Here is a 1166-nt window from a genome sequence, read left to right as displayed (position 1 = left end):
GGAACTGTGTACTACTTAACAGAAAAAGCTCTTAAAGATGATTCTAAACCAGAAAACGGAGACGTAGTAGAAGGTAAAACAGAAGTAACTTACGTTTACGAAAAAGCAGGACAAGTAGTAGTTCACTATGTAGACGAAGCTGGAAATATACTTCAAGCAGACGCTGTTGATACTAAAGATGGTAAACCAAATTCAGACTACAACACATCTGATAACGGAATGAAACCAACTCGTATCACAACTGCTGAAGGAAAAGTATACAAATTGGTCGAAGCTTCAACTAAAGGAAATGAAACAGGTAAGGTTGTAGCAGGACAAACTCTTGAAGTAACATACGTTTATAAAGAAGTAACTGGAGATGTAGTAGTTCACTACGTTGACACAGCAGGTAACGTAATCGCTGAAGATAAAGAAGATACTAAAGGTGCTTCTCTGAACGCTAAATACGATACAACTGACAATAAACCAGCTACAATCACTACAAAAGATGGTAAGAAATACGCATTAGTACCAACTGCAACTAAAGGTGCTGAAAACGGAAAAGTAACAGAAGGAACAACAGAAGTTACTTACGTTTATAAAGAAGTAACTGGTGATGTAGTGGTTCACTACGTTGATACAGAAGGTAACGTAATTGCTGAAGATAAAGAAGACACTAAAGGTGCCTCTCTAAACGCTAAATACGATACAACTGATAATAAACCAGAGAAAATCGAAAAATCCGGAATTGTTTACTACTTAACAGAAAAAGCTCTTAAAGACGGTTCTAAACCTGAAACAGGAGACGTAGTAGAAGGAACAACAGAAGTAACCTATGTCTATGAAAAAGCCGGTTCAGTCCTTGTTCATTATGTTGATACAGAAGGCAATCCTCTTCAAGGAACCAATGAAAATCAACAACCAGTGACTCCAACGGTTACGGATACTGATAATGCCAAAGCCGGAACTGACTACGATACAAGAGATCAAAAACCAACAAGCATAACTACAGCAGATGGTAAAGTATATAAACTGGTTCCTCAAAGTACTAAAGGTGATGAAACAGGCAAGGTTGTAGCAGGTCAAACTCTTGAAGTCACTTATGTTTACATTCTGGAAAAAGCCGTACCAGAGCCTAAGCCAGAACCAAAACCAGAGCCTAAGCCAGAACCAAAACCAGAGCCTAA

At 38.3% G+C, this 1166-nt stretch carries 1 protein-coding gene; it reads left to right on the top strand.

The genetic code is table 11. The annotated features are described in order from the left end of the window. Positions 1–1166, top strand: a 1166-nt coding sequence (locus ADG81_RS09115; protein WP_049551234.1) for a MucBP domain-containing protein, incomplete at both ends; no start/stop codon positions are given.

This window comes from Streptococcus pseudopneumoniae, assembly GCF_001070815.1.
Taxonomy (GTDB): domain Bacteria; phylum Bacillota; class Bacilli; order Lactobacillales; family Streptococcaceae; genus Streptococcus; species Streptococcus pseudopneumoniae_P.
Note: the sequence above shows the minus strand (reverse complement) of the source record. Positions and strands in the feature narration are given on the sequence as shown.